At 49.7% G+C, this 20,173-nt stretch carries 17 protein-coding genes and 1 tRNA gene; 7 read left to right on the top strand and 11 right to left on the bottom strand.

Going from position 1 to position 20,173, the window contains the following annotated elements:
* Positions 1-93 precede the first annotated feature (93 nt).
* Positions 94-354 carry a hypothetical protein gene (locus BW972_RS00810; RefSeq protein WP_007658254.1) on the top strand — a complete coding sequence of 87 codons (261 nt, stop codon included), beginning with the start codon at positions 94-96 and terminating at the stop codon, positions 352-354.
* 67 nt (positions 355-421) lie between these two features.
* On the opposite strand, the gene BW972_RS00805 is transcribed toward BW972_RS00810, so the two are convergent.
* The 4 genes from BW972_RS00805 to typA all read right to left on the bottom strand — a co-directional run bounded on the left by BW972_RS00805 (position 422) and on the right by typA (position 7,510).
* The gene (locus BW972_RS00805; protein WP_076420429.1) at positions 422-2,050 is read right to left on the bottom strand and encodes a hypothetical protein; all 1,629 of its coding nucleotides are present in this window, start codon (positions 2,048-2,050) and stop codon (positions 422-424) included.
* A gap of 39 nt (positions 2,051-2,089) precedes the next feature.
* Complete coding sequence (locus BW972_RS00800; protein ID WP_076420427.1) at positions 2,090-3,691, bottom strand: hypothetical protein; 1,602 nt, start codon at positions 3,689-3,691, stop codon at positions 2,090-2,092.
* Between the two features lie 113 nt (positions 3,692-3,804).
* Complete coding sequence (locus BW972_RS00795) at positions 3,805-4,593, bottom strand: DUF4349 domain-containing protein (RefSeq protein WP_159439831.1); 789 nt, start codon at positions 4,591-4,593, stop codon at positions 3,805-3,807.
* A 1,105-nt stretch (positions 4,594-5,698) separates the two neighbouring features.
* Positions 5,699-7,510, bottom strand: a complete 1,812-nt coding sequence (gene typA / locus BW972_RS00785; protein WP_076420422.1) for a translational GTPase TypA — start codon at positions 7,508-7,510, stop codon at positions 5,699-5,701.
* Between the two features lie 213 nt (positions 7,511-7,723).
* Here typA and msrB point away from each other — a divergent pair, with 213 nt between their 5' ends.
* From msrB to BW972_RS19685, 3 genes are all read left to right on the top strand, one after another.
* Positions 7,724-8,272 (top strand): peptide-methionine (R)-S-oxide reductase MsrB, encoded by a 549-nt coding sequence (gene msrB, locus BW972_RS00780; protein WP_007657520.1) that lies wholly within the window; start codon positions 7,724-7,726, stop codon positions 8,270-8,272.
* Between the two features lie 81 nt (positions 8,273-8,353).
* A complete protein-coding gene (locus BW972_RS00775; protein WP_230391930.1) occupies positions 8,354-8,617 on the top strand; it encodes a hypothetical protein in 264 nt (87 codons plus the stop codon).
* Between the two features lie 90 nt (positions 8,618-8,707).
* Positions 8,708-9,043 (top strand): hypothetical protein, encoded by a 336-nt coding sequence (locus BW972_RS19685; protein ID WP_143731781.1) that lies wholly within the window; start codon positions 8,708-8,710, stop codon positions 9,041-9,043.
* A 43-nt stretch (positions 9,044-9,086) separates the two neighbouring features.
* On the opposite strand, the gene BW972_RS00770 is transcribed toward BW972_RS19685, so the two are convergent.
* Positions 9,087-9,341, bottom strand: a complete 255-nt coding sequence (locus BW972_RS00770) for a hypothetical protein (protein WP_007657516.1) — start codon at positions 9,339-9,341, stop codon at positions 9,087-9,089.
* Between the two features lie 162 nt (positions 9,342-9,503).
* Between BW972_RS00770 and metG the strand changes: the two genes are divergently transcribed.
* A complete protein-coding gene (gene metG / locus BW972_RS00765) occupies positions 9,504-11,543 on the top strand; it encodes a methionine--tRNA ligase (RefSeq protein WP_076420419.1) in 2,040 nt (679 codons plus the stop codon).
* An 81-nt stretch (positions 11,544-11,624) separates the two neighbouring features.
* Here the strand turns inward: metG and BW972_RS00760 are convergent, their stop codons facing one another.
* The 5 genes from BW972_RS00760 to BW972_RS00740 all read right to left on the bottom strand — a co-directional run bounded on the left by BW972_RS00760 (position 11,625) and on the right by BW972_RS00740 (position 15,778).
* Positions 11,625-12,899 (bottom strand): MFS transporter, encoded by a 1,275-nt coding sequence (locus tag BW972_RS00760; protein ID WP_076420417.1) that lies wholly within the window; start codon positions 12,897-12,899, stop codon positions 11,625-11,627.
* Between the two features lie 72 nt (positions 12,900-12,971).
* The gene (pth, locus tag BW972_RS00755; protein ID WP_040574263.1) at positions 12,972-13,535 is read right to left on the bottom strand and encodes an aminoacyl-tRNA hydrolase; all 564 of its coding nucleotides are present in this window, start codon (positions 13,533-13,535) and stop codon (positions 12,972-12,974) included.
* Positions 13,536-13,818: 283 nt separating this feature from the next.
* Positions 13,819-14,406: a 50S ribosomal protein L25/general stress protein Ctc gene (locus BW972_RS00750; protein WP_007657508.1), complete on the bottom strand. Its 588-nt coding sequence runs from the start codon at positions 14,404-14,406 to the stop codon at positions 13,819-13,821.
* 208 nt (positions 14,407-14,614) lie between these two features.
* The gene (locus BW972_RS00745; protein ID WP_007657501.1) at positions 14,615-15,544 is read right to left on the bottom strand and encodes a ribose-phosphate pyrophosphokinase; all 930 of its coding nucleotides are present in this window, start codon (positions 15,542-15,544) and stop codon (positions 14,615-14,617) included.
* Between the two features lie 161 nt (positions 15,545-15,705).
* Positions 15,706-15,778: transfer RNA gene (locus BW972_RS00740), tRNA-Gln, on the bottom strand.
* A gap of 574 nt (positions 15,779-16,352) precedes the next feature.
* Between BW972_RS00740 and BW972_RS00735 the strand changes: the two genes are divergently transcribed.
* On the top strand, positions 16,353-16,589 hold the full coding sequence (locus BW972_RS00735; protein ID WP_076420415.1) for a hypothetical protein: 237 nt from the start codon (positions 16,353-16,355) through the stop codon (positions 16,587-16,589).
* A gap of 344 nt (positions 16,590-16,933) precedes the next feature.
* Positions 16,934-17,449, top strand: coding sequence for a hypothetical protein (locus tag BW972_RS00730; protein WP_143731777.1), 516 nt, complete (start codon positions 16,934-16,936; stop codon positions 17,447-17,449).
* Between the two features lie 101 nt (positions 17,450-17,550).
* Here the strand turns inward: BW972_RS00730 and BW972_RS00725 are convergent, their stop codons facing one another.
* Entirely contained in the window at positions 17,551-20,061 is a 2,511-nt protein-coding gene (locus BW972_RS00725; RefSeq protein WP_076420411.1) for a S9 family peptidase, read from the bottom strand.
* Positions 20,062-20,173: the final 112 nt, after the last annotated feature.

Below are 20,173 nucleotides of genomic sequence, written 5' to 3'. Positions count from 1 at the left end.
CTTCTTCGACAACCCACCCTTGCGGCCCACCGTACCTACAAGGGAGACGTCCGTAAGAGTTACGGACCTGAGTTGAAGAAAAATAGAAGAGATATGGCTAATAACAAAGATAACCAGAACAGACAGAAACCTGACAGTAACGCGAACTCGCAGCCAATGCCAGACGAGTTTTCAAATGAGGCAAACCACAAAGGAGCTGTAGACCTGGGCACGGATGGCACAAAGGCCACGGCCAGCCAGCAGCAGGGCCAGGGAGCCTGGGGAGCCAAAGACAAAGATAACCGTACAGGTAGCCGAAGTGGCAGTGGCGGCGGAGGCCAGGGAGCCCAAAACAAAACAGGTAAAGAAGATTAATCTACAAGACACAAAAAAAGGAGCCGGCTAGGTATAGCCGGCTCCTTTTTTTGTGCCCGGTTGTCCGCTAGTCAAGGTAATAGCGCAATAGCCAACCCTCTGCGTCAAACTGATTAGCGGCAGGGCTTTGCTCTGTTTTTTGGCGGGTACCTTTGCTCAGGTCATAAGTATTGCGGTATTCAGTATCTTCTATCCAAATGCGACGGGCCATGGGTTTGCTTCCTTTTACGGTATAGCTGTCCTCGCCTGCACCGCCCCACATTCTGATTTTTATCTTCGGCCGGACGTCACCCTTCACTACAAATTCGTCATCGCCGTTGAGGCCGTACAGGTGTATCTCTTTTGTGTCGTTGGCCTGAAATACCCGGTCAAAGAGCTGCCTTCTTTCTTCGCCATCTTTCTTAATCTTGTATACCTGTACCCGTACCTCGTTTGCAGACAGCACCTCTACTTCAAATCGCTCATGCTTGTCTGAACCTACGACAATTGCCTCCCGCATTAAACTTTTGTAATACTTTTGGACAGATTTACCCAGCTTGTCCCGGCGGGACTTTAGCTGGTTCATGATGGGAGAAGCCGTGAGTTGGTAAATGGTATCGGGCATTTGCCGGAAAGACTTCTCGATCACCTCATTTGTTAGCGCACTACTGACGCTGTCGGCTACTTCTATCCAGTCCTGGTAAGTGAGGCCGGCGAGTATGGTTTCATCCAGGTTGCGCCCGCTTCTGTTCAGGTCATCCAGGTTTGAAAGGTTATTGCTGTAAGTCTGAAAGTGCTTCTTAAGGCCAGTGCGCATAAAGAGCCAGGGAATGATCGCATCATTGAGCTTGTAAAACACATTATCACGATCACGGGGCACGGCCTGATATACCTTTACACCGTCCTGTTTATACTGTGCCCAGCGCCAGTTATCTTCATGTCGGCTCCAGTCACCGATCAGCATGTCGAAGAGGCGGGCCCGCAGGTAGTAACGTGCGTCTATGTCGCTGTTGTTTTCAAAAAAGTGGTCCTTGAGCATGGCCCTGGTGCTCTTGATATTTTCAGAGTTTCCCATACCTGGTTCATCTGACAGGTCATCATCAGGCCTGATCTCAAGCAGGGCGACCATGCCACCGAAGTTTTCCTGGTACTCACCTAGCCTGGGGTCGTGCGGTATGTAGACCAGTTCTGGCTTAGTGTGGTGTATGCCGATTGCCTCGGCCATGGGTGGCAGCACGAGAGCAGCATAAGGATGTGTAGCTGAGGTGGCATCGCGTATGATGTTGGCAGCATAGCTTTGCTGCCACCTTTCGGGCAGGGCAGTGGCGGGGTCTTTGTCAACAGAGCGGAGCACATACTCTTTACCCTCCGGATTTTTGAGACGAAGGTTCAAGGTCTGTCTGCTACCACCTTGCTGCGTCGGTGTCAGGCCACCCTTTTCAGTGCCCAGGTCGAGCACCCGGAAAGAGACAGGAGTAGTCCAGGCGGGGCGGTAATGCTTGCCATAGAAGAACGTGTGCAGTCGGCCGCGACCGTAGTGTTCGCCAACAGCTACTGTCACGGTGCTATCACTGTACTCATGTATACCTGCTGTTGATTGAGCTGGGGGTGGAACCTGCTGCAGGCTATGGGTATACTTGTTGCCGATGCAGCTACTCACAAGCATCACCGGTAATAGGCTGATCAGGAATGGTAATCGGTAGTAGGAGGGGCGCATGGGTGTTGGTAGGTTCGTTGGTTGGTGGTGCGGGTTTACTTATTTGTTCCCTTCCCTGTCAAAAGCGTGCACTCTTACATCGCGGGTGGTTTTGTCTACTGTCTCAGGTCCAAATTCAAATTCGTTGCCACGCTTGGTGTCATATACAATCGTCTTCCGACGCCAACTGTTCACCCGCGATTTGTCCTTTATTTCGTCCTCACCGCGGCCACCCACGATCACTACGCGGATACCCTTACTGACTTCGCCACTCACCTCAAACTCATCATCCTCAGCCAGACCGTACAGGGTGATCTGCTTTGTTTCACTGCGCTTGAATATTCGGTGGTATACCTGCTTGTCATCTGATAAGCGTGTCACTTTTACAGATGTTTCCTCGTCGTTGAGGCGCTCCACTTCGAAGCGTTCCTCCTTATCAGTGCCTATCACAAGCGGATCTTTGGCCAGGTGCATGTAAAACTCCTGCGCAGCCTGAGGTAGCAGATCGCGGCGACTCTTCAGGGTTCGTATGGTTTGCTCTCCGATCTGTGCGTATACCTGAGGCGGGAATTGCCTGATAGCACTTTCGATTACTTCATCCGTTAATGCAGCCTGCAGCTCAGCAGCCAGGTCCTGGTAGTCCTGTAGGGTGAGTTCGTTCAGACCGCGGCTGTCGATGAAGGTGGCATTCATCATCAGGGCATACACATCCTTGTACTTTGGGTCGAAGGATTCGAACTTGCGTATGGCCCACTTGCGGCTAAACAGCCAGGTGATAATACCGTCATCAAACTTAAAGAAGGCATTGTCGCGGTCTTTCGGAATAGCCCGGTAGTGCTTGTTATTGCCATCGTCATATACTGCCCACTCCCACTGCCCTACGTGGCGGTCCCAGTCATTGATGAACAAGTCGAAGAGGCGGGCACGGGCAAACGCTCGCTGATCGATAAAGTGATCATCGTCGCCGAACCGCTTTCTCAGCATCTTTTTGGAGCCGGCAATATCTGTGGCTCCTTCAATCAGGGGCGTAATAGTGCGGTCGCTATCATACTTCTCCTCGATCATAAACACTCCGTCCTGAAACCTGTCGCTGTACTCGCCGAAAGTAGTGTCGTTGGGGAGCACATAAACCAATTCGGGTTTGGAGTGTGGTATACCAGCAGCCTCTGCCATGGTGGGCAGCACGATAGCGGCATAGGGGTTGATGGCTGAGGTCTGGTCGCGGAGCACGTCAGCGACAAAGGTGTTTCGCCAGAACTTGGGCAGTATACCGGCCGGGTCTTTGTCCAGTGAACGCAGGGCGTAGGTAAAGCCACTGTCATCTATCAGGGTGAGGCTGGTGGTCTGCATACCACCCCCTAACTTTTCGATGGAGAGCCCGCCCTTGGCTGTTTTCATATCAAACACCTTGACAGTAACGGGAGTGGCCCATACGTCGCGGTAATGCTTGCCCCAGAAGAAATTGTGAAATCCAGTTCGCTTGTAATGCTGGCCAGCCATCACGGTTACACTGTCTACATCAGTAGGGGAAGCAGTTTTCAGCTGCTGATAGCGATCCTGGTCAACGACGGGTGTTTTAGCGAAGAAATTCTTGCGGGCACAACCCGAAGAAAATAGAATAATGCACGTGAGTGACAAAACGTGCAGGTAGTAGCTTTTCATGCAAAGTATGTTATCAAATTTATCTGCCTATCTAACGTAATTCAGCGTTAATGTTTACAGGCAGAGGATTGATATAGTGCATAAACCAAATTTACAGCACAAAAGCACGCCATTCAGGTGACATTTCTCCGTCGCTTTCTAAGAGCGCTTAGTCCGATCAGCAGCAGGAGCCCGAGCAGGATAAAGGGCCAGATATTGGTGAGAAACACAAGGAACCAGATCAGGTTGTCCCAGCCATTCCGGAAGCTGTCTTTAAACTCTTCTGAAAATTCGGTATGAACAGGAGTGCTCTCATAAAATGTCATGGAGAGGGTGGAGAGGGAAACTTGGTTCTCTAGATACTTTAGCCGTCCTTCTATCGACTCGATGTCGGAGCGCAGGGCGGCTATTTGCTTTTCAATTTCCAATACTTCGGTCACTGTATTAGCCTGTTTCAATAGCTCCAGGAACCTGGCTTCGAGTTCCTTTTTAGTTTTAAGGCGGGCCTGTATGTCCAGAAATTCTTCAGTGACATCTTTCACATTTATTTCCCTGATGTCAAATTTCCTGACGCCTGTAGTGGCTTCCTTTAGCAGGTTATCAAAGTTCTCTGCCGGTACTCTGATCACAAGGGTGTTGCTGGTTCTTCCCGGAGATTTGTGTTCCTCGTCAGAAGAAACATAGCCCCTATATCGCTTTATCGCGGCAAATACTTGCTGGCGTGTAGCGCTGATATCATCAGTTTCATATTCCACCCTTCCCTCTTTTATCAGCTTTCTTTGCAGCTCTATTGTAGGTGCCTCAGGAGGGGGAGGTGCCATCGTCATCTCGACAGATTCGTATTCAGGGCTTTCTTCCTGTGACTGGCAACCGGTGGCAGCCAATAGCAGTGTGAGCAGGATCAGCCTCGTGATGAAAAGCAAGCTGGGTTTAGGACGATTGATTGCACTCCTGTGAAAGGCGCAGGTGATAGAATGCAATTCAGCTATAGAAAAGTGTCTTCGGAGCATGATGAATTTATAAGGTGATAATCATATACCAACTTATAGATTCAGTTGACCCTGAAATTCCACACGGACTTCTATGAAATTTTAATAATTTGATGTTTTGATTCTTGATAGCCGGTAAATGGATGCTGGAGAGCAGGAAAGTATGATGTTAGCTGACACAGACCTTATTCGACCTTCACAATAAACATCTGTTTGCTGTCAATTTTACTTTCTGTAGTCCCTTTAGGGCTTTCTCCCCTCGAAATGGGCGGAATGCTAAGGTATACATCCTTGTTGCCATCTGCTACATTGAATTTATAGGCTATGGTTGATAAGGGGAAGGCAGCCGGTTGACCGGTGCAGCTTACTACCCTACTGACAGGGCTGTACTGGTAAAGACTTAGCTTATAGATTCCCCCTCTGCTTTAAGACTACTCCTGCTTCAAAACTTTGGGTGTTAGCGCACCCATATATCAATCTTAAGGCCGCTGTGGACTCGCCTGATCTGCTCGAAGCCTGGTCTATGTTTCGGTCGGAGGTTATGAATTCACAATGCCCTCCCGGTGGGTATAACAGGGAATAATAAGTGCCTTCAAACGACATATTAAATCCTAAAGATACTGAGTCGGTGAGGATGTCTTGCTTCGTAATGGCGTCATGAAGCCGTTTGTCACTATTCTGATACTTTATCCAGATGGTATCACCTAGCTTGTAGCTCTTTTTCACAGGCAGGATATCCACAGTCTCCTCAAAGTTGTATTTGAATTCTTCCAGCGGGTAGTCATCATCACATTTCAGGGCCATAACCAACAGCGCTAACAGTAAAAAGGTAGTGGTGATCTTTAATTGATTTACCATGGGGAGAACTGCTAGCTGATGTAGTGGTACTTGTTTAGTAGAAGTTATACTCCAGGTGTAGTTTTTAGATTGCTTTACCATGATCAATATGCCTCAACCATAGCACTTTACAAATTATCCAAACAAAAAGCCCCGACTGAACTTAATCAGCCGGGGCTTTATAATTGAGAGCAGACTATACCTACGCTACTTCTTCTTTCTTGCCCATGCGGTTACGCTCGTTCTCGTCGAGGTAGATCTTACGCATACGCAGGCTCTTTGGCGTCACTTCCAGGTACTCATCCTTCTGGATGTATTCCATGGCTTCTTCCAGTGAGAAGTTCTTGGCCGGAGCGATCTTAGTGTTGTCATCAGAACCGGAAGCACGCATGTTTGTCAGCTTCTTGCCCTTCTGGATGTTCACCGTGATATCGTTCTGGCGGTTGTGCTCACCAATTACCTGGCCCATGTATACATCTACACCCGGATCAACGAAGAACACACCACGATCCTGCAGCTTGTCGATAGAGTAAGCTGTACCCGGGCCTGTTTCCATCGAAATGATAGAACCGTTGTTACGGCCAGGTATAGCGCCTTTGTAAGGCTCGTACGCCAGGAAGCGGTGGTTCATGATCGCCTCACCAGCAGTGGCAGTCAGTACGTTGTTACGCAGACCGATCAGACCACGCGCCGGAATATTGAACTCCAGGTGCTGCAGGTCGCCCTTCGGCTCCATGATCGTCAGTTCACCTTTGCGCATCGATACCAGCTCGATTACCTTACCGGCAGTCTCTTCCGGAACGTCTACTACCAGGTGCTCAATTGGCTCGTGGCGCTGGCCGTCAATTTCTTTATAGATAACCTGTGGCTGACCAACCTGCAGTTCGTAACCTTCACGACGCATCGTTTCGATCAGTACTGACAAGTGAAGGATACCGCGACCGAATACCAGGAAGGTATCTTCGCGGTCGGTTTCCTGTACGCGCAGGGCCAGGTTTTTCTCAGTTTCTTTGAACAGGCGGTCACGCAGGTGGCGCGACGTCACGAACTTACCCTCTTTACCAAAGAAAGGAGAGTTGTTGATCGTGAAGAGCATGTTCATGGTTGGCTCGTCAATCGAGATACGGGCCAAAGCCTCAGGGTTCTCAGCATCAGCAATCGTATCGCCAATGTCGAAGCCCTCTATACCTGTAATGGCGCAAATTTCGCCGGCAGTTACTTCCTGTACAGACTTTCTGCCAAGACCTTCAAAAACCTGAAGCTCCTTGATACGACCTTTCTTAATTGAACCGTCGGCTTTCATCAAGCTGATTGGCATACCTTCTTTCAACGTACCACGGTGCACACGACCAATGGCGATACGACCCACGAAAGAAGAGTAGTCAAGCGAAGTGATCTGCATTTGCGGCGTACCTTCACGGTAAGGAGCAGGAGGGATCACATCGATGATGGCATCCAGCAGTGGCGTGATGTTATCAGTTGGCTGTGTCCAGTCAGTACTCATCCAGCCCTGCTTGGAAGAACCGTAAAGCGTTGTGAAGTCCAACTGGTCTTCAGTAGCCTCGAGGTTGAACATCAGGTCGAACACTTGCTCGTGCACTTCATCAGGACGGCAGTTTTCTTTGTCTACTTTGTTTACTACTACGATCGGCTTCAGGCCAAGCTGAATCGCTTTGCCCAGTACGAAACGTGTCTGTGGCATGGCACCTTCGAAGGCATCCACCAAAAGGAGTACACCGTCAGCCATCTTGAGTACACGCTCTACCTCACCGCCGAAGTCGGCGTGACCAGGTGTGTCGATGATGTTGATCTTAACATCCTTGTAACGAACCGATACGTTCTTGGAAACGATCGTGATACCGCGCTCGCGCTCCAGGTCATTGTTGTCCAGAATGAGGTCGTCAAAGTGCTGGTGGTCAGCAAATAGCTTTGAAGCGTGGATGATTTTGTCCACGAGCGTTGTCTTGCCGTGGTCTACGTGTGCGATAATCGCGATATTTCGAATATTTTGCATTGAATTGATTTTTCGAGGTGCAAAGGTATAAAAAAGCCTTCGCATTTACAGTAGTCCGCTCGAAATAAACAGGTTAGGTAATTATTAAATCTTCTCTCTCAGCACGATGACTAAGGTTATGGAGCAAACATTATGTGTGCTGGCTTTGTTCAATTAGGTATAAAATAATCAAAAGAGGCCTGTTTTTTGCTCTTGTACTTCGTAAACAACTGTATGAAAATGTTTTATATCTATACCTTGCTGTTGCTCCTGAGCTTGCCCGCCTGCGGACAGCAGGATCAGCCCATTACCGATTCTGAGGCCATTGTGGCAGGATCGGGGGATGTAAGTGCCACCCAAAACGACAACTCAAAGAAATCAAAGCAAACTTACGAGATCAACAAAACCGAAGCGGAGTGGAAAAAGCAACTTACGCCGGCTCAGTATTATGTGCTGCGGCAAAAAGGAACAGAGCGGGCCTTCAGTGGCAAGTACAATGATCACAAAGAAAAAGGCGTCTATACCTGCGCCGCCTGCGGAAATGAAGTATTCACCTCTGACACGAAGTTCGACTCCGGCACAGGCTGGCCGAGTTTTTTCAGACCGATTTCGTCTAAGAACGTGCGTGAAGTAGCTGACCGTAGCATGGGCATGGTGCGCACCGAAGTAGTCTGCGGTCGCTGCGGCGGACACCTGGGCCACGTATTCGACGACGGACCCAAGCCCACCGGCCTGCGCTACTGCCTCAACTCGGTAGCACTTGGGTTCATAAAAGCGGAGTAGGGTTTTACTCTTGAGTCTTAACTTTCAACTCTTGACTCACATACCCCGTATTTTCTATCCAACACTAACGAGACAACAGACATGAACAAACTACACTCCGAAGCGGATAATATAGAAAATGTGGCGCAGTGCATCATGGGTGCCTTCAGGGAACATAACATAGAGGCTGGCAGCGTGCTGTCGTACCAGGAGCTATACCCATACCTGCAGGAACGCTACCCTAAATACAAAGATGTGCAGAAAGAGGCTGAGCACCACCTGGCCAAACTGGCCTGGGTAACGCCGGCACCCGAGGGGCTAATGCTCACACAGGTTGGTCAGCAGAACCTGAAGGATAATAATTAAGAGTACGTTCTTTTATACTTTTTCATCCGTATACATAGTATAGGGTGTTTTAATCGACATCTTTATTTTACTATTTTAAGATGAAACAAGATGAAAAGGTATAGAAGCTGGATAGGGGGCATCGTGCTGCTGGGGGCCATGAGCTGTACGTCGCTATCGGAAGGAGGGAGAGGTACTTTACCTCCTGATCCTGGTCATACGCAGCGGGTCAGAGTTAGCGAAGGTGATCCGGTACGTAGGCAAATGTATGAGCAGGCAAGCGATATAAATCGCAAGCGCAATATTGAAGAGTACGATCGGAATGCACCAGTTAACCTGCCTCCCGAAGTAAGACCGCTGCAACTGCCCCATGCCCCAGTGGATTCCACACGGCACCGAGTCCTGCGTATACTTCCTACCAGGCCGCCGGTTGGCAATAATAACTAAGGTATAAACAAGAAGCGCTGCCCTTTCAGGCAGCGCTTCTTGTTTATTTTTTCTTTTTGTCTTTATCCTTGTCTTTGCTGCGCAGGTCGCTCACGTCTTCCACTTCATCTTCCTCATCGGCCAGGTGCAATTCGTCTGGCTCCAGGTCTACATAAACTTCATTACCGGGTGGTGTGTTCTCTGACTCACGGTCAGTGCCTTTGGGAGCAAGGTTCTTGCTTACTTTATTTCTGTCCTTGTCCTCGCCCAGATGGCCGCTGTCATTTTTCTTTTCGTGAAAATTATCTTTGTTCTTCATATACTTCAGGTGATTGAGTTCTTGATGATACAGGTATAGCCGGTCTACCGTTTACGTAAAAGTGACGGGCTAGTCAGTTTACACCTGCCATTTTTTTGGAATAGGGACAGTGTAGCCTATCAATCCAACGGGTATTTGTATATTTGCGTTTTTACAAAGACTATGGCTGAAAACTATAAACGATATACTGTAACGGCAGCGTTGCCTTACGCCAATGGTCCGGTGCATATCGGGCACCTGGCGGGCGTATACCTGCCGGCTGACATCTATGTGCGCTACCTGCGTTCGCAGGGCCGAGACGTGAAATTCATCTGCGGCTCCGACGAGCACGGGGTGCCGATCACTATCCGCGCCAAGAAAGAGGGCATCACACCGCAACAGGCCGTGGACAAGTACCACGAACTGATCAAGAAGTCGTTCGAGGATTTTAACGTGTCCTTTGACATCTACTCCCGCACCTCCTCTAAAACGCACCACGAAACGGCTTCTGATTTTTTCCTGAAGCTGTACAATGACGGGAAGTTCATCGAGCAGACCACGCAGCAGTACTACGACGAGAAAGCCCAGCAATTCCTGGCTGACCGCTACATCGTGGGCACTTGCCCGAAATGTGGCAACGAGAACGCCTATGGCGACCAGTGCGAAAGCTGCGGTACTTCCCTTAATGCGACTGACCTGATCAACCCGAAAAGCACGCTGAGCGGCGCTGTGCCGGTAATGCGTGAGACCAAGCACTGGTATCTGCCGCTGAACGAGTACGAGCCCTGGCTGCGCGAGTGGATCGTGGAAGGCCACAAAGGCGACTGGAAGCCCAACGTTTACGGCCAGTGTAAGAGCTGGATCGACCAGGGCTTGCAGCCGCGTGCCGTTACCCGCGACCTTGACTGGGGCGTGCCGGTACCGGTAGAAGGGGCAGAAGGCAAGGTGCTTTATGTGTGGTTCGATGCGCCGATCGGCTATATCTCGGCTACTAAAGACCTCACCCCGGACTGGGAAACCTACTGGAAAGATCCGGAGTCGAAGCTGGTGCACTTCATCGGCAAAGATAACATCGTGTTCCACTGCATCATCTTCCCGAGCATGCTTAAGGCACACGGCGACTATGTGCTGCCAGACAATGTGCCGGCCAATGAGTTCCTGAACCTGGAGGGCGACAAGATCTCCACTTCCCGCAACTGGGCGGTGTGGCTGCACGAGTACCTCGAGGAGTTCCCGGGCAAAGGCGATGTGCTGCGCTATACCTTGTGCGCGAACGCACCGGAGAGCAAAGACAACGATTTCACGTGGAAAGACTACCAGGCCCGCAACAACAACGAGTTATTAGCCATCCTGGGTAACTTTATCAACCGTGCTGTAGTGCTTACCCAAAAGTACTACAACGGCGAGGTACCGGCCCGTGGTGAGCTGCAGGACTATGACAAAGAAGTGCTGGGTGTACTGGAAGGCATGCCGATGGTGATTGCCACCTATATCGAGCGCTACCGCTTCCGCGATGCCCTGAGCGAACTCATGAACCTAGCCCGTCTGGGTAACAAGTACCTGGCCGACACCGAGCCCTGGAAACTGATCAAGACGGACGAGGAGCGCGTGAAAACCATCATGAACATCGCACTGCAGATCTCAGGCAGTCTGAGCATCCTGATGGAGCCTTTCCTCCCAGAGTCTGCTGCTAAACTGCGCTCTATGCTGAGCATGAACCAAGGCAAATGGGCTGATGCCGGTGCCGCTGAGCTGCTGCCAGCCGGCCACGTGATCGGTACGCCGGAGCTGATGTTCGAGAAAATCGAAGACGCCGCCGTAGAAGCGCAGGTACAGAAACTGCTCGACACCAAGAAAGCTAACGAAGCGGCCAATGCCGTTGTCGAGCCAGCCAAGGAGAACATCAACTTTGAGGACTTCACCAAGATGGACATCCGTATCGGTACGATCATAGAAGCGGAGAAAGTGGCCAAGACCAAGAAACTCCTGAAGCTGAAGATCGACACAGGTATAGACCAGCGCACCGTGGTGAGCGGAATAGCCGAGTTCTTCAATCCAGAGGAGATCATCGGGCAGCAGGTGAGCATCCTCGTGAACCTGGCGCCGCGCGAGATCAAAGGCATCACCAGTCAGGGTATGATCCTGATGGCCGAAAATGCAGATGGTTCGCTAGCCTTTGTACAACCAAGCAAAGAGGTCAAGAATGGTGGTACGGTAAGCTAAGCTATACCTGCCCGACACATAAAAAGCCCTTGCCTATTGAAACAGGCAAGGGCTTTTGCTTTATACAAGTACCAGGGTGTTTTATCCTACCATCACACCTGCTTCTCCGGAAGCCACAATTGGTTGTTTGCGAAGCCGCTCCCGCTCCATGTACTGCACAACGAAGTAGAAGCCTACTGCCGTGATAACAGCCAATCCGCCCACATTCCACCAAAGGGTGTCAAAGCCGTACTTCGAGGCAATAGTGGTGCCCAGGTATGGTGCTACCACATGCGCAGCAGCGTACGAGATGGTATACAGCCCCATATAAGATCCCCGATTATTCTCCGTAGAGCGCTCCACCGTGATAGTGGCCATAAATGGCATCGCCAGTATCTCGGACAGGCTCAATAAGAACATAGCCACGTACAGCGTGCTTACTTCCATGTTCATATTCAGCAGTATAAACGAGAAACCCAGCATCAGCATACCAGTCACGATCAGCACTGATTTGCGGACTTTGTCGCCAATCAGGTATACGGCAATCATCTCCAGCATAAATACGATGAAGCCGTTGAACGCCAGCAAACTGCCTATGCCTGTTTCAGATAATTGGTATACCTGCCGGTAGTAAAGGGGCAGGGTAGTAATAAACTGAAAGAAGATGGCGGCGAAGCTACAGCACAAAACTGTGAACAGCAGGAAAGGCACGTCCCGGTAAGGCGAGCGTTCGGCAGGTATAGCCTTTTCGGTTTGTTCAGCCTTTTTCTGCTTCGGCTGCGGACGATGACCCTGCTGGTTCCGGAAGTAGAAAAAGAAGAAGATGCCCGCCGAAATACACGTGATGCCATCCGCTATAAACAGCCACCGATAGGAGATAGCCGCCAGAAAACCTCCCAAGGCCGGACCAATGGAAAAGCCCAGGTTAAGGGCCATCCGGTTGAGCGAGAAAGCTCGTGTTACATTCTCAGGTCGGGCGTAATAGGAGATAGAAACTGAGTTCGCCGGGCGCAGGGTGTCGTTTACCAGACTCAGTATGAACACTCCGGCCGCCATGTACTCAAACTGCCTCAGGTTAAGCAACAGGAAGTATAAGCTGCCCCCAACCGTCAGGCTCAGAAACTGTACCTTGAAGTGACCCACCCGATCTGTGAGCCAGCCGCCCAGGAAGGAACCGCACACTGAGCCAAGCCCATAGATACTCAGTATCATACCGGCCTCTTTGAGCGAATAGTCCAGCACCTCGGTCAGGTATACAGCCAGGAATGGCGTTACCATGGCCCCGCTCCGGTTGATGAACATCACCAGCGACATCATCCAGGCAGGGCGGGAGAGGCCTCCGAAAGCATTGCGGTATAAGAGGAACAGGCGTTTCATAGTTGTGGCCGCTGTGCGCGGGTTGCTAAGTATTTCTGTCAGGTATAGGATGGCCCCGTCAGGAGCCTGTTCTTACTTTGTATTAAACTGGTTCATGGTACGCTCCAGTCCGATGCTGCCAAAAGCGATCACGGACTCAGCTGCTTTTTCAATAATGCCCGGCAGGTCGATCTTTTCGTCTTCGCTGAAGTTGCTGAGCACATAGTCTACCTGCTTGCCTTTGTGGAAGGTATCGCCAACGCCGAAGCGCAGGCGCGGGTAGTTGTTGTGGCCCAGGGTCTGCTCAATGTGCTTCAAGCCATTGTGCCCGCCTGCACTGCCTTTGGCGCGGATGCGCAGCTTCCCAAAGGGCAGGGCAATATCGTCGGTGATCACCATCATCTGATCCGGTGTCAATTTCAGGCTGCTGAGCCAGTGGCTTACGGCTTTGCCGCTCAGGTTCATGTAAGTAGTGGGTTTCACCAGCACATAGGTGCGGCCCTTGCTCTTGATCTCAGTCACGAATGAGTGGCGACCTGTGTCAAACTTTGCATCAAATTTCTGCGCCAGGTAGTCCAGCACCATAAAACCGATATTGTGACGCGTCTCCGCGTATTCCGGGCCGATATTGCCAAGGCCCACGATCAGGTATTTCATACTTGTATCTTCAATGCTCGCTGCCGCCTCTTGTTTAAGGCCCAGCCATTGTTTTAGCTTTGTAATAGGTGAATTGCTCAATGGTTAAATTGTTAAATGCTACAGTTTTAAATTCTGGAAACCCAATTTACGCCTGTGCACCAAGGTGATAGGATATGAACCGTATTTCTGATGTAGCGGGCGACAATTTAGCAATTAAACCATTTAGCCATTTAGGAGAAACAAAAAATCCTGCCCTGCTCGGAGCAGGACAGGATCTTGAATGCTTTTGAAGCAACAGTAATTATTTCTTACCGCCGCGAGCCTCTTCAGCCTGTGCGCTCTTAAGAGCACGTGGAATCGTAACAGTTGCTACCGGAGCAAGTGGGTTGGTCAGGATCTCGTAGTCACCTTTCGCAATCTTGCTTACTTTGATAGACTTGCCAAGCTCCAGGTCAGAGATGTTCACCTCGATATAATCCGGAAGGTTAGCTGGAAGCGCCTTGATTTTCAGCTTACGCAGTTTAGTCACAAGCTTACCACCTACCATTACACCAGGAGAGTTACCAACGAACTTAACAGGAACGTCGATTTTTACTTCTTTGTCTTCTTGCAGTTGCAGGAAGTCAACGTGAAGCAGCATTTCGTTTACTGGGTGGAACTGTACGTCCTGAAGGATCGCTCTGTAGTGCGTGCCTTCGATATTCAGATCAACTTCGTATACTTCTGGAGAATAAACTAAGTCTCTGAACAGGATAGCTGGGGCGTAGAAGTGAACTTGCTCAGTGCCGCCATACAATACACCTGGTACATAAGACTCATTGCGCAGCTCTTTCGTCTGTGCTTTACCGAGATTTGCTCTTTTAAACCCTATAATCTCTAAAGTTTTCATAAAAATGAATTTGTTAAATTTTTGAAGGCACAAAGGTATGGATTTAATTGCTGATTGTTAAATTGTTAATTGTTTTTTTCTTGAATTGTACAATTAACCTAACAAGCAGGCATTCAGTCACCTTTGCAGACTACTTTATTATTATGATCAACGCTGGTCATCAATTGATGAGAAACAATAATTAACAACCAGCAATTAAAAATTCAACTTATATAAACAGCGAGCTGATAGACTCGTGTGTCACTACGTTGTTGATGGCGCGGGCAAACAGCTCAGAGAACGAAAGCACTTTGATCTTGGAGCAATCCTGGCGCAATGGAATGGTATCGGAAACCACAAGTTCTTCCAGTACGGAGTTCTCGATACGCTCGTAAGCCGGTCCTGACAGTACCGGGTGCGTGGCGATAGCACGAACCGTCTTGGCACCTTTGTCTTTCAGGAGTTTAGCTGCCTGTGTGATCGTGCCGGCAGTGTCTACCATGTCATCCACCAGTACCACGTCCATACCTTCCACGTCACCGATCACCTGCATCGAGGCGATCTCGTTAGCGCGTTTGCGGTGTTTGTCGCAGACAACCATTTCAGCACCGAAGTTTTTGGCAAAGGCTCTTGTTCTTACCACACCCCCCACGTCAGGAGAAGCGAAGATTAGGTCGTTGCCCAGGTTGAGGCTGCGCAGGTAAGGCACGAAGATGGCAGAACCATCCAGATGATCTACCGGAATATCGAAGAAGCCCTGGATCTGGCCGGCGTGCAGGTCGCATGTCATCAGGCGGTCAGCACCTACTGACTGGATGGCGTTGGCCAGCACTTTTGAGCCGATAGAAACACGGGGCTTGTCTTTGCGATCCTGGCGGGCATAACCGTAGTAAGGCATCACCACGATCACTTTGTGGGCTGAGGCACGCTTGGCGGCATCTACCATCAGCATAAGCTCCATCAGGTTGTCGGCTGGCGGAAACGTGGACTGCACCAGAAATACTTCTGCACCGCGAACGGATTCATTGAAGTGTGGTGCCATCTCCCCGTCACTAAAACGTAAAAGCTCAAGGTCGCCGAGTTGCGTACCGTAAGCGGCTGCGATTTTTTCAGCTAAGTACTTGGAGGCGGAGCCAGCAAAAATTTTTACCTGTGGCATAATAATGCTAAATGTTTGAAGGGTTTGGTTTAGGTTATTATGCCTGCAAAGCTACGAAATTCCGCAGATATGCTACCTGATATTTCTGATTTTTAATTAGTTAGGCAGGAGGGTGTAAAGCAAAAAAGGCAACCCGCATCGCTGTGGGTTGCCTTTTTAAGTTGTCCGACCAGGTTTCGAACCTGGACTCTTCTGAACCAAAATCAGACGTGTTGCCAGTTACACCATCGGACAAGCTACCTACTAGATTTCAGGGTGGAAGCCCCTTCGTCGTTCAGTGATGCAAAGATAGGCAGGCTATTTTAAACTGCAAACATTTGCCTCAAATTTTTTTGAAAAATATAGTCCAAAATCTGCTTTAGCGCCTTGTCCTAGTACTTTTTGGCTACGCTTTTGCCATCCAAAAGTTCGCTTTGGCAGGAGCGAACAGGAGCTGATTCGGTGCTTAATTGAGTGAAATTCACAGTCTTATTCTGTGGCTCTTTGCCAGATTTGACCAACTTCTTTGCCCGGTCCTGAGCTGTGGGGCAGCGCTGGCGCAAGCTAAAAAAAATTTCAGGAGCTGATGTTTTTTAGTCCCATTGCCGGATTCAGGACTTAAGGTATAGCAGATGCAGGGCGATACAAGCAAAGCAGCGCCCTGAGATGCGGCAGATACTTTATTAAGTTGAAGCACTCCTTGTCATGACAAATAAGGTATAGCTTAAAGCGACGGGTGTCAATGTGGATAAATATAACTGATTTTATGGTCCTTGCGTGTCACCAACTGGCAAGTCCTGCGTAAAGAACCTTGCTAAATCTTCCAATTATGTATTCATCTACCATGACGGTCAATACTGACATCATTACCACTACCTGCGGACGTGAGCTTGACCTTAGCCGTACTGAGCTGATCATTGAGCGTTCCAACAGCCTTTTCAGTTATAATATCCATAAACTGAATTCGGGCGAATATGTGATAGCAGAGAAGTTCTTTGCCAACCCTTTTAACAACCGCTACATCCTGCTCAATGACGAGCAGATCGAGATGCTGAAACATTTGTAGTGCTTTTGACGAATAAGGAGTTTGTCTTTAGAACAATTAAACAAGATTACGCTTACAATTATGTTTAAATTTTTAGCCTTCCGCTTATTCCGGGCCATCTGGGCTCAGATTCTTTAAAATTTAAGAAACACTCTAAAAATACCAGGCCATCTCCGCCATGCACTGTTTGTTAGCAAGCTGCGCATGGCGGAGATGGCTTTTTAGGGGCGTTTGCAACAGGTATACCTCCGTCTGCTAAATAATGACCTTACTTATTGGTAATGATGCGTTTAAGTATTATGTTCACAGTTATTGACAGTGGTTCATTTTAAGTCATTGCTATGAAACAGGTTTATCTTTTACCCATGTTACTATGTGCCGCTATAGGTATGGAAGCCGTACGTGGTGCCGGACCTGCTCCGATTAAGGGAGAGGGTGCTTCTTTTAATGTTTCTGAATTGATGGTCTCCTCTCAGGATACCATTGTGAAAGGGCAAGACTCTACGAAGGTGGCCTATGTGCGGGAGGATGACCCAAAAATGAAAAAAAAAGCCCCGACTGTTAAAAAGACCAGGATCTCTTACAAACGGGATGTACAGCGGGCCTCATTGTCTAAGCAAAGCGCGGAGGGCAATATGATTGATGTCATTGTAATGCAGTCAGGCCGTGTGTTGCGTAACCTCGAAGACGTGCAATTAGCTGGCAGCAGCGGAAATCAATTGGCTTCACAGAATTTTGTAGGTTTCGAAAACATGGTGATTCCCTTCGAAGGCACCGTCCGGTTCAGGGCATCTAATCAAATGGGTACTGCCACCTACGACCGCGAAGTGCGCTTTACTATTATGGAACAGGGGCGCTGGGTGTTGAGGATCGATCTTTAGTCAGGTATAAGGCTGTACCTGTCGCAGGTATAGCTTTATAAAGAAACAGCCGCAGTGAGAATCATCTCGCTGCGGCTGTTCTGTGTTTCAGGGTTTGTGCTCTACTCTTCGTCAGGGGCTGCTAGAAATCCATTTCGTCGCTTGTTGCCCACGTTTTCAATCTCACGGTTAATCTCCTTGATATCTACTGGCTGCGAGAAGTCGCCTAACAGGTGCTTGGTGAAGTAGTCTCCCATCATCCAGAAGAAATACTCGGTCATGTCGCCGAAGCCGTGGCGTTGGCCTGGCAGCAGCACAAAATCGAAGCGCTTGTTGGCTTTGATCAGCGCATTGGCCATACGGATGGTGCCTGCAGGGTGCACATTGTTGTCCACGTCGCCAGTTGCCAGCATCAGGTGTCCCTTCAGGTTTTGAGCCAGGTCCGGGTTTTTCTCGATGGCATACACGAAGGTCGTGTCACCTTTAGGCGAAACCACCTCTTTCACGCCGTGGTGCTTTTCACTCCACCAGCGGTTGTAGATGTTGTTTTCGTGGTTACCTGCTCCCGATACCGCTACTTTAAAGAAGTCAGGGTATACCAGCATAGCCGCCGTAGACATAAAGCCACCACCGGAGTGACCAGTTATACCTACACGGTCGATGTCGATGAAACGGTGGCGGTCGCCCAACTGCTCAATAGCGGCTTTCTTGTCAGCCAGACCGTAGTCACGCAGGTTGCCGTAGCCGAAGGTGTGGTACCACTTAGAGCGGGCCGGATGACCACCGCGGTTACCTACAGTGACTACCACAAAGCCCAGCTGCGCCAGGCGGTCGATGCGGTCCATGCTGCGGCCGAATGACTTGTTCACGGCCTCTGTCTGCGGGCCTGGGTATACGTAAGCGATAATCGGGTAGGTCTTGGTTGAGTCAAAGTCAAATGGCTTGTACATCACACCATAAATGTCGGTAATGCCATCATCTGCCTTCACCATGAACGGCTCCGGGAATTTGTAGCCAGTTGTCATCAGGCGGCTCAGGTCGGCTTTCTCCAGATCCATCACCTTGCGGCCTTTCGTGTCGTACAGCGCTGATACAGGTACGGTATTCACGCGCGAAGCCGTGTTCACAAAATAGGTGTTGTCGTCGTTCAGACTGATGCTGTTGTCAAAGTTGCCTTTGTTGAGAAGTGTCATGCCGCTGCCGTCGAAATTGATGCGGTAGAGGTGCATCAGGTAAGGGTCTTCGCCGTTTTCACGACCATTGGCTGTGAAGTAAAGCACGCGGTTTTTCTCGTCTATACCTACCAGGTCCTCTGCATGGAAAGAACCGCTCGTGATGCGGTTTTTCAGGTTGCCTTTGCCATCATAAAGATAGAAGTGTCCCCAGCCATCACGCTCAGACCAATGGATGATCTCGTTGCCACCCTTTACCAAGCCGATGCGGTTCATGTCGATGTAAGTATTGAAGCGCTCTTCGATAACAGGCGTTACCTTGCCTGAAGCGATGTCCAGCTCACATACGTCGATCTTTTTCAGGTCGCGGCTGGTTCTAGTAAAGTATAGCTTGTCTTTGGTGCCGTGCCACAGGTTGGGGCGGTGCTCATCGTCACGCTGCTTCTGCAGGGCAGGAGCAGGCCACAGCGACAATTCCTGGTCTTTGAAGGCTGCCGTGTTGATGCGTTTCTGCGTTTTGTTGGCAAAGTCGAAGATCAGCAGCTCTCTTTTAGGTGCTTCTTTCTCGCCTGGCATCTGGTACTTGTAGGTTTCCAGTGCAGGGCGACCATTAGCGGTGTGGTGCAGTACCCACAGGTCTTTCACCTTGCGCTCGTCTGTGCGAACCATGGCAAACTGCTTCGAGTCCGGTGACCACAGGATGAAGGCTGGCTTGCGGTTCTTCTTGTTCTTCTCGCGCTCCACGTTCGTTTCGCCACGAGAGTCGCCATAGGTATAGTACTCCACGCCGTCTTTGGTGAGCTGGTGCTCTACAATGGTGGAGTCTTTCTCGTTCTTCAGCGCCTTTTCATAGTTCGCTTTATCCATCCAGTAGAGGTTGTGCTCTTTGGCGTAAACCACTACTTGCTGGTCAGGGGAGATAGAGGCCCAACGTGGCTTAGACTTCGGCTTTTCAAAGTCTTTCAGCTCCACCACCTGCCCGGTAGCCAGGTTATAGCGGAAGTAAAAAGTCTTTTTCTCCAGCGAGTCAGCGGCTTTTTTGTCGAGGCGGTCTTTCTTCACCTGGTCGATCGAACTCTTGATCTCAAACTGTACACTCTTTTCATCTTCAGTGAACTTCAGGTTTTTAATAGGCAGGTGCTGCGCATCAAAAGGGTCCTGCACGATCATGGTCACGGCAGAGGCTACTTTAGCATTGTCGAAAAGCAGTTTTTTAGACTTGGCGGCAGGATCTACGATGTACCAGTTCTTGCCATTGCTGGTTTCGTACTCATACCAGAAGCGGTCGGAGTTCTTGAGCCAGTGCGGGTCGAGGTTAGTGGTGAAAATAAGTTTCTCCAGCTTTTTGGGTGAGAAGCGGGAAGCAAGCTGGTAATTCCCCTTAGTCGGCGTACCAGACGGCTGTGCCTGTACACTGATGCCCGCTATCAGCAGCATAGCGAGAAGGTAAATTTTCTTCATGAAAAGGTTGGTTTGGTTGAATAGATCAGGTGAACAGGTATAAGCCGCTCGGTAGGTATAGACTAAGGCTTAGCCAGGAAGTTTAAAGGCCTGGTATAAAATATTGCGAGGA

Source organism: Pontibacter lucknowensis, from assembly GCF_900156415.1.
GTDB lineage: Bacteria > Bacteroidota > Bacteroidia > Cytophagales > Hymenobacteraceae > Pontibacter > Pontibacter lucknowensis.
The sequence above is the reverse complement of the archived record's forward strand: the minus strand, read 5'-3'. Positions and strand labels throughout refer to the sequence as shown.

Coding starts and splice junctions, on each gene's coding strand:
- BW972_RS00770 (WP_007657516.1), bottom strand. CDS start 9,341: ATGAAGAACAAAGATAATTTTCACGAAAAGAAAAATGACAGCGGCCAT.
- BW972_RS19685 (WP_143731781.1), top strand. CDS start 8,708: ATGAAAAGGTATAGAAGCTGGATAGGGGGCATCGTGCTGCTGGGGGCC.
- BW972_RS00725 (WP_076420411.1), bottom strand. CDS start 20,061: ATGAAGAAAATTTACCTTCTCGCTATGCTGCTGATAGCGGGCATCAGT.
- BW972_RS00730 (WP_143731777.1), top strand. CDS start 16,934: ATGTTACTATGTGCCGCTATAGGTATGGAAGCCGTACGTGGTGCCGGA.
- typA (WP_076420422.1), bottom strand. CDS start 7,510: ATGCAAAATATTCGAAATATCGCGATTATCGCACACGTAGACCACGGC.
- BW972_RS00735 (WP_076420415.1), top strand. CDS start 16,353: ATGTATTCATCTACCATGACGGTCAATACTGACATCATTACCACTACC.
- BW972_RS00800 (WP_076420427.1), bottom strand. CDS start 3,691: ATGAAAAGCTACTACCTGCACGTTTTGTCACTCACGTGCATTATTCTA.
- BW972_RS00745 (WP_007657501.1), bottom strand. CDS start 15,544: ATGCCACAGGTAAAAATTTTTGCTGGCTCCGCCTCCAAGTACTTAGCT.
- pth (WP_040574263.1), bottom strand. CDS start 13,535: ATGAAATACCTGATCGTGGGCCTTGGCAATATCGGCCCGGAATACGCG.
- BW972_RS00810 (WP_007658254.1), top strand. CDS start 94: ATGGCTAATAACAAAGATAACCAGAACAGACAGAAACCTGACAGTAAC.
- msrB (WP_007657520.1), top strand. CDS start 7,724: ATGAAAATGTTTTATATCTATACCTTGCTGTTGCTCCTGAGCTTGCCC.
- metG (WP_076420419.1), top strand. CDS start 9,504: ATGGCTGAAAACTATAAACGATATACTGTAACGGCAGCGTTGCCTTAC.
- BW972_RS00750 (WP_007657508.1), bottom strand. CDS start 14,406: ATGAAAACTTTAGAGATTATAGGGTTTAAAAGAGCAAATCTCGGTAAA.
- BW972_RS00775 (WP_230391930.1), top strand. CDS start 8,354: ATGAACAAACTACACTCCGAAGCGGATAATATAGAAAATGTGGCGCAG.
- BW972_RS00760 (WP_076420417.1), bottom strand. CDS start 12,899: ATGAAACGCCTGTTCCTCTTATACCGCAATGCTTTCGGAGGCCTCTCC.
- BW972_RS00805 (WP_076420429.1), bottom strand. CDS start 2,050: ATGCGCCCCTCCTACTACCGATTACCATTCCTGATCAGCCTATTACCG.